This is a genomic window from Kitasatospora sp. NPDC057512 (assembly GCF_042802135.1).
Lineage (GTDB): Bacteria > Actinomycetota > Actinomycetes > Streptomycetales > Streptomycetaceae > Kitasatospora.
This window is the reverse complement of record NZ_JBHVET010000393.1, coordinates 1-7,722: the sequence shown is the minus strand read 5'-3', so window position 1 is coordinate 7,722 and position 7,722 is coordinate 1. Positions and strand designations below refer to the sequence as shown.

Annotated in this window: 7 protein-coding genes; 5 read left to right on the top strand and 2 right to left on the bottom strand. The window is 73.3% G+C overall.

Features of this window, described 5'->3' with window-relative positions; all coding sequences use genetic code 11:
• Positions 1-195: 195 nt before the first annotated feature.
• The 4 genes from ACFU6K_RS23890 to ACFU6K_RS23875 all read left to right on the top strand — a co-directional run bounded on the left by ACFU6K_RS23890 (position 196) and on the right by ACFU6K_RS23875 (position 4,388).
• The gene (locus ACFU6K_RS23890; protein WP_380666170.1) at positions 196-1,608 is read left to right on the top strand and encodes a sugar porter family MFS transporter; all 1,413 of its coding nucleotides are present in this window, start codon (positions 196-198) and stop codon (positions 1,606-1,608) included.
• A gap of 57 nt (positions 1,609-1,665) precedes the next feature.
• Complete coding sequence (locus ACFU6K_RS23885; protein ID WP_380666168.1) at positions 1,666-2,367, top strand: dienelactone hydrolase family protein; 702 nt, start codon at positions 1,666-1,668, stop codon at positions 2,365-2,367.
• A gap of 130 nt (positions 2,368-2,497) precedes the next feature.
• Positions 2,498-3,760, top strand: coding sequence for an MFS transporter (locus ACFU6K_RS23880; protein ID WP_380666166.1), 1,263 nt, complete (start codon positions 2,498-2,500; stop codon positions 3,758-3,760).
• A 100-nt stretch (positions 3,761-3,860) separates the two neighbouring features.
• Entirely contained in the window at positions 3,861-4,388 is a 528-nt protein-coding gene (locus ACFU6K_RS23875; RefSeq protein ID WP_380666164.1) for an HAD domain-containing protein, read from the top strand.
• Here the strand turns inward: ACFU6K_RS23875 and ACFU6K_RS23870 are convergent.
• Positions 4,366-5,154 carry a CPBP family intramembrane glutamic endopeptidase gene (locus tag ACFU6K_RS23870; protein ID WP_117492396.1) on the bottom strand — a complete coding sequence of 263 codons (789 nt, stop codon included), beginning with the start codon at positions 5,152-5,154 and terminating at the stop codon, positions 4,366-4,368. The genes ACFU6K_RS23875 and ACFU6K_RS23870 overlap by 23 nt on opposite strands.
• Before the next feature lie 95 nt (positions 5,155-5,249).
• Positions 5,250-6,755, bottom strand: coding sequence for a glutamate--cysteine ligase (locus ACFU6K_RS23865; protein ID WP_049655516.1), 1,506 nt, complete (start codon positions 6,753-6,755; stop codon positions 5,250-5,252).
• A 378-nt stretch (positions 6,756-7,133) separates the two neighbouring features.
• Here ACFU6K_RS23865 and ACFU6K_RS23860 point away from each other — a divergent pair, with 378 nt between their 5' ends.
• Positions 7,134-7,706: a hypothetical protein gene (locus tag ACFU6K_RS23860; RefSeq protein WP_380666162.1), complete on the top strand. Its 573-nt coding sequence runs from the start codon at positions 7,134-7,136 to the stop codon at positions 7,704-7,706.
• Positions 7,707-7,722: the final 16 nt, after the last annotated feature.

Here is a 7,722-nt window from a genome sequence, read left to right as displayed (position 1 = left end):
CCCGTGGACGGCGCCCCGCGCACCGACCACCCGCGCACCACCGACCGGCGCACCGACCGGCCGCGCGCCGCCGACTGACCCCGGATCACCCGGTCGGCCGCCAACTCGGGCAGGTCGGCCGCCGCGCTGCTCGAATGTGAGACGAGCCCTGCCCACTCGGCGTCAGAGCGGGCCCGTCCACCCCCGGGAGCGCGCGTGTCCTCAGTCAACAGCCAACGGGCGGCCGGCGAGGCCCACCTCGGCCACGTGGTGTTCATCTCGGCGGCCGCCGCCATGGGCGGCTTCCTGTTCGGCTACGACAGCGCGGTGATCAACGGTGCCGTGACGGGCATCCAGAAGCACTTCGGGGTCGGCCACGGCACCACCGCCTTCGTGGTGGCGATCGCACTGCTCGGCTCGGCGGTGGGCGCGGTGATCGCCGGCCGGCTCGCCGACCGCCTCGGCCGGGTCCGCACGATGCTGCTGGCCGCCGTCCTGTTCGCGGCCAGCGGCATCGGCTCGATGTTCCCGCCGAACATCGAGACCCTCGCCACCTGGCGCGTGGTCGGCGGCATCGCGATCGGCATCGCCTCGGTGATCGCCCCGACCTACATCGCCGAGGTCGCCCCGACCGCGTACCGCGGCCGGCTCGCCTCCTTCCAGCAGATGGCGATCGTGCTCGGCATCACCGTCTCCCAGCTCGCCAACTGGGCGCTCAACCAGGCCGCCGGCGGCGAGTCCACCAACCACCTCGGCGGCATCCAGGCCTGGCAGTGGATGCTCGGTGTCGAGGCGATCCCCGCCCTGGTGTACGGGCTGATGGCGCTCGCCATCCCGGAGTCGCCGCGCTTCCTGATCGCCGACCACCGCGAGGAGCAGGCCCGCAAGGTGCTGGTCGAGGTCGAGGGCGAGGGCGTGGACCTGGACTCCCGGGTCGCGGAGATCCGCTCGGTGCTGGAGTCCAGCCGCAAGCCCCGGCTCAAGGACCTGATGGGCGGCCGCTTCGGCCTGCTGCCGATCGTCTGGGTCGGCATCGGCGCCTCGGTGTTCCAGCAGTTCGTCGGCATCAACGTGATCTTCTACTACTCGTCCCTGCTGTGGCAGTCCGTCGGCATCAACGAGTCCAACTCGCTGCTGATCAGCCTCTCCACCTCGATCATCAACGTGATCGGCACGGTGATCGCGATGGCCCTGGTGGACCGGATCGGCCGCAAGCCGCTCGCCCTGGCCGGCTCGATCGGCATGGCCGCCGCACTGGGCACCGCCGCCTGGGCGTTCTCCTACCGGCAGGGCACCGGCGACACCGCCACCCTGGACAACACCCACGCCACCGTCGCCCTGGTCGCCGCGCACGTCTTCGTGCTCTGCTTCGCCTTCTCCTGGGGCGTGGTGGTCTGGGTCCTGCTCGGCGAGATGTTCCCCAACCGGATCCGCGCGCTGGCCCTGTCCGTCGCCGCCTCGGCGCAGTGGATCGCCAACTGGGCGATCACCGTCAGCTTCCCGGACCTCGCCGACTGGAACCTCTCCGCCACGTACGTCATCTACGCGGCCTTCGCGCTGCTCTCCATCCCGTTCGTGGCCTTCTGCATCAAGGAGACCAAGGGACGCGCCCTGGAGGAGATGGGCTGACCCGGACCGCCCCGCCGAACTCCCGCCGCTCGCGGCCCGACCCACCGAGAGGAAGCCATGCCTGACCAGGGCGGCTCCCGGCAGAACGTCACCTTCCCGAGCAACGGCCGTACCGCGCACGGCTACCTGGCCCGCCCACCGCAGGGCGTCGGGCCGGGCCTGGTGGTGGTGCAGGAGTGGTGGGGCCTCACCTCGCACATCGCCGACATGGCCGACCGCTTCGCCGCCGAGGGCTTCACCGTCCTCGCCCCCGACCTGTTCGGCGGCGCCACCACCCACGACGGCGCCGAGGCGGCCCGGTTCCGGCGCGAGCTGCCGGTCGACCGGGCGGTGGAGGACCTGGCCGGGGCGGTCGACCACCTGCTGGCGCTGGACGGCGTGGTCGGCGACGCGGTCGGCGTGGTCGGCTTCTGCATGGGCGGCGGCTTCGCCCTGCTGCTGGCCGCCCGGGCCGGCGACCGGGTGGCCGCCGCGGTCCCGTTCTACGGCCTGCCGCCCGACCCGGACTTCGACTACCGCGGCCTGACCGCCCACGTGCTCGGCCACTTCGGCGAGCTGGACGGCTCGATCCCGATGGCCGCCGTGGACGAGGCGGCGATCCGGATCGGCGAGGCCACCGACGTCCGCCCGGAGATCCACTTCTACCCGGCCGGGCACGCCTTCATGAACGACGAGAACCTGATCGGCACCTACGACCCGCTCCAGGCCCGGATCGCCTGGCGCCGCACCGTCACGTTCCTCTGGGGCCACCTCGGCTGACGGGACCGGCACAACCGACAGGGCCGCCGATCTCGGCTCACGGGCCGGCCTCGGCCGAAACCCCACCCTCCCGGCGCCCCGGTACGAAAACCGGATGGACACCCGTACGACCCCACGGCATAGTCTCCGGGTGCCGACCCCACCCTCACGCCGCTTCGCCTGGGCGAGCCGCAACTTCCGCATCCAGACCGCCGCCACCGTGGTCAGCGGCCTCGGCAACGCCGGCGCCCCCATCGCCACCGCCTTCGCCGTGCTCGGCACCGGCGGCACCACCACCGAGGTCGGCTACGTCACCGCCGCCCGGCTGGTGCCCACCGTCCTGCTGATGGTGGTCGGCGGCACCCTCGCCGACCGGCTGCCGCGCCACCTGATCATGGTCGCCGCCAACGTCTTCAGCGGGGTCTCCCAGGCCGTCCTGGCCGCCCTGGTGCTGACCGGGGACGTCCGGCTCTGGCAGATGCTGGCGCTCTCCGCGGCCGGCGGGGCCGGCTACGCCCTCTACTCCCCCGCCTCCGGCGGCATGATCATGCAGGCCGTCCCCCAGGAGCACGCCGCCCGCGCGTTCGCGGTCTTCCGGATGGGCCTCAACGCCTCCCAGATCGGCGGCGCCGCCCTCGGCGGGGCGCTCACCGCCCTCGTCGGCCCGGGCTGGGTGCTCGCCCTGGACGCCCTGTGCTTCCTGGTCGCCGCCGCCCTCCGCTTCTTCCTGGAGCCGGAGAAGGCCCCCGCGTCCTCCGGCACCGGCATGCTGCGCGACCTGCGCGAGGGCTGGCGGGAGTTCGCCTCCCGCCGCTGGCTCTGGGTGATCGTGCTCCAGTTCTCGGTGCTGGTCGCCTGCATCAACGCGGTGGAGTCGGTGTACGGGCCGACCGCCGCCAAGGAGCGGCTCGGCGGGGCGGGCGCCTGGGGCCTGGCGATGGCCGCCTACGGCGTCGGCCTGGTGGCCACCGGTGTGCTGATGACGCGCTGGCGGCCCCGCCGGATCCTGCTGGTCGGCAACTGGGGGGTCTTCCTGTTCGGCGTGCCCGCCCTGGCCCTCGCCGCCGAGGTGCCGCTGCCGCTGCTGGTCGTCGCGATGTTCCTGTCCGGTGTCGGCGTCACCGTCTTCGGCGTCAACTGGATGGTCGCGCTCCAGCAGGAGATACCCGAGGAGATGTTCTCCCGGGTCACCGCGTACGACGAACTCGGCTCCTACTCGCTGGCCCCGGTCGGCACCGCGCTGGCCGGCCCCGCCGCCGTGGCGCTCGGCCTGTCGGGCGCGCTCTGGGCGTGCGCCGCCGCCTGCCTGGTGCTCAGCGCGGTCGTCCTGCTGGACCCGCAGGTGCGCCGGCTGAGCCGTCGGGGCACGACGGACGCACCGGTGCCCGTCAGCCAGCCCGCGCCCGCTCCGTGAGCCCCCTGTGCGCCCCGCGTGCGCCCGCCCGTGGGCAACCGGAGGTGCGCGGGTGACGTCCGAAGTGTCAGGAAACACCACCGTCTCCGAGGGGCCACGGGTGCCGAAGCCACTGCTGTTCCTGGACGTCGACGGCGTCCTCAACCCGGTCCGCCCCCACCCGGACGCCGGGTTCGACACCCACACCCTGTTCGGCTACACCGTCCTGCTGTCCGCCCGGCACGGCGCCTGGCTGCGCGAGCTCGCCGGAACGTACGACCTGGTCTGGGCGACGACGTGGGAGGAGAACGCGAACACCCACATCGCCCCGGCGATCGGCCTGGACCCGCTCCCGGTGGTCACCTTCACCGGCTACGTCCCGCAGCCCGGCGACCCGCGCGTCCCGCTGATGGAGCTGTTCTCCGCCGCCAAGTGGGCCCCGCTGCTGCGCTACGCCGCCGGCCGGCCGTTCGCCTGGGTGGACGACGTCATCCCGCCGCGGCTGGTCCGCCGCGCCCAGTTGCGCCGGGACCGCCTGCTGCTGCCCGTCGACCCCGGCGAGGGCCTGGAACGCCGGCACGTCGACCGGCTGCTCGCCCGTCCGCCGCGCGGCCGGGCGCAGTCGCTCAAGGGGTCGGCAGCCAGCTGACGTGCCCGGCCAGCAGCGCGTACCCGACGAAGGCCACCGTGTCGATCAGCGCGTGCGCCACCACCAGCGGCATCACCCGCCCCCAGCGCCGGTACAGCAGGCAGAACACCACGCCCATCACCATGTTGCCGACCAGCCCGCCGACCCCCTGGTAGAGGTGGTACGAGCCGCGCAGCACCGAACTCGCCGCCACCGCCGCCGGCCAGGACCACCCCACCTGCCCCACCCGGCGCAGCAGGTAGCCGAGGACGACGACCTCCTCCAGGATCGCGTTCTGCCAGGCCGACAGCAGCAGCACCGGCACCCGCCACCACACGTCCGGCAGCCCGGACGGCGCCACCGTCAGGTTGTACCCGGCCGCCTGCGAGGCCAGGTAGAGCGCCAGCCCCGACCCGCCGATCGCGGCCGCGACGGCGGCGCCCCGCCCCAGGTCGCGCAGCTTCTGCCCGAGGTCGAAGCCCAACACCCGCAGCGCGACGCCCTCGCGCACCAGCAGGTACCCGACCAGCACGACCGGCATCAGCCCGCGCCCGATGTAGTACAGCTGCCACACCAGGTCCAGCCAGGGCCGCCCGGGCGCCCGCGAGCCGTTCAGCGTGGCGACCTGCTGGCCGAGCTTGAGCGGTTCGGTGAGCGAGCCGGTGAAGCTGATCAGCGCGCTGATCCCACTGGCCCCGAGGGAGAGGCCGAGGACGATCAGCAGCTCCGCGCCGAACAGCCGACGGGTGGGCTTCGCGGTCTCCGGCGCGGTCGGGACGGTGGTCACGGGGGCTCCAGCGGACGGGCGGTCGCTCCGGCCGTCGGCCGACCGCCGGAGCGATCATCCTGACACAGCCGCCGGACCGCCCCGACGGGGAGGGCTCAGCCCACCGGCCAGGTGTGCACCGGCTCGCCGCCGCGCATGAGTTCGGCGTAGCGCCTGGTCATCGCCGCGAGCGCGGCAGGCCGGTCCATCCCGTACTGCTCGCGCAGCCGGTGGAAGGTCGCGGTCTGCCAGGACGCGCCGTTGGTGCGGCGCAGGCAGCGCTGTTCGATGATGCCCAGGTAGCGGTCCCGGTCGGCGGGCTCCACGCCCCACTCGTCCAGCCCCTGGTAGGCCATCGGCAGCAGCTCGTTGAGCACCAGGTCGACCGCGGACACGGTCTGCAGCCCGCCGCCGCGACCGGCCCGCCCCGAGCGCGGCCACTGGAACACCGCGTCGATGCCGTACCGGGCGCCCTGCTGGAAGTTCTCGTCCGCCCGCTCGAACGGCAGCCGGGTCCAGATCGGCCGGGGCTGCTCGGCCAGCACCCGCACCAGTCCGTAGTAGAAGGCGGCGTTGGCGAGCGTGTCGGCCACCGTCGGCCCGGCCGGCAGCGCCCGGTTCTCCACCCTCAGGTGCGCCACCCCGCCCGCGATGTCGTACACCGGGCGGTTCCAGCGGTAGATGGTGCCGTTGTGCAGCCGCATCTCGGCGAGCCTGGGCGCGCCGCCGGAGGCCAGCACCTTCATCGGGTCCTCGTCGTCGCAGATCGGCAGCAGCGCGGGGAAGTACCGCAGGTTCTCCTCGAACAGGTCGTACGCCGAGTCCACCCAGCGCTCGCCGAACCAGGTGATCGGGCGCACGCCCTGGGCCTTGAGCTCCGCCGTGCGGGTGTCACAGGCCTGCTGGAAGAGCACCGGACGGGTCTCCCGCCACAGCTCCCGCCCGAACAGGAAGGGCGAGTTGGCGCCGAGCGCGAGCTGCGGCCCGCAGATCGCCTGGGCCGCGTTCCACACCGAGGAGAACCGCTGCGGGGTCACCTGGAGGTGCAGCTGGAGCGAGGTGGCGGCGGCCTCGGCCACCATGGTGATCGACTCCAGCTGGAGGTGCTCGACCCCCTCGATGTCCAGCGCGATGTCCTCCCCGCGGGCGGCCAGGATCTGGTCGCTGAGCAGGCTGTACCGCTGGTTGTGGCTCATCGCGTCCAGCCCGGTGTGGGCGTGCTCCAGGGTCGGCAGGATGCCCACCATGACGATCCGGGCGCCCGCCTCGGCCGCCTGCCGGTCGGCGTAGCGCAACCCGGTGTCGATCTCCTCGCGCAGCTCCTCGAACACGTGCCCGCAGAGCCGGTGCGGCGTGATGTTGACCTCGATGTTGAACCGGCCCAGCTCGGTCTGGAAGTCGCTGGAGCCGATCGCGCTCAGCACCTGCGCGTTGTTCATGGCCGGCAGGCCCTGCTCGTCGGCCAGGTTGAGCTCGATCTCCAGGCCCATCACCGCCCGCGGCCGGTCGAAGCGGTCCTCCCGGATCATCCGTCCGAGCACGTCCAGACACGTGTGGAGCTTGCGCCGGTAGAGCTGCCGGTCCGCCAGTTCCGCCCGAGTCGCCACGACCTTCTCGCCCACGGTCCCCTCCTCCAGAGCCACCCCGTCGAGCACCCGGTCGACCGACCGTGCAAGCATGATGCCCACCGCGAAGATCGATACCCGAACGTGCGTACTGGCTTGCAATGCAAGGCATCTGACGGAAAATCAGACGAACTGTGGACTTGCCCGACACCACAGCCTGTGATAAACAGATCACCCTGCGCACCTGTTCGAATTCGCACAGCGCTCCGGCCGGTCCGCCTCGCCCCGAAAGCCCTCGTCGAGGCGGCGACCGCGCCGGCACCGCGATCCTGCACAACCGGACACGGCCCGGCCCCGTCACCGACGACGCGTCGCCCCGCCACGCCGGTATGCCGCACTCGCACGCCGATCTCGCTTGGAGAGGCGGACCCCGCCATGACTCTGCAAACCCCCCAGCCCCCGCCGAGCGCCCTGCGCGCCGTCCTGGGCGCGCTCGACTCGGAGACCGCGCTGCGCCAGCCCGCCGCCGCAGCACTGCGCCATCCGACCGGCCCACTGCTCCCCGCCCACCCGCTCGCGGTGCACGTCCTGAACGGCCCGCGCCCGGAGCTCCCGGCCGCCCGCCGCACCGGCTGGCGCTTCCTGATCAAGGACGGCGCCGAGGTGGCCGCCGCCGCCGAGGTGGTGCAGAGCGCCGAGGGCCACAGCTTCTCCCACTTCACCGCCGGCCCCTACCTCGACTCGACGGTCCGGGCGCTGCGCGAGGCCTGGCAGCTCGCCCAGGCCTCCCGGACCCGCCGGCAGCCCCGGCTGCTGACCTTCCCCGGCCAGTACGCGACGGCGCTCTGGCTGCACAGCCCCGACGCCGACCCGGACGGCGACCTCCTGATCCCGCTGGCCCCGGCCCCGCTCGGCGTCACCGCGCACCGCGCCCGGCCGGCCGCCGAACTGCTGCCGCTGCTCGCCCGCGCCCCGCTCGCCGGGCCGCTGCTGCTCGGCACCTCCTGACCCGTCGACACCCCAC

Bases quoted from the DNA above. Each gene is read 5' to 3' on its own strand.
- ACFU6K_RS23885 (WP_380666168.1), top strand. From the start codon at position 1,666: ATGCCTGACCAGGGCGGCTCCCGGCAGAACGTCACCTTCCCGAGCAAC.
- ACFU6K_RS23860 (WP_380666162.1), top strand. From the start codon at position 7,134: ATGACTCTGCAAACCCCCCAGCCCCCGCCGAGCGCCCTGCGCGCCGTC.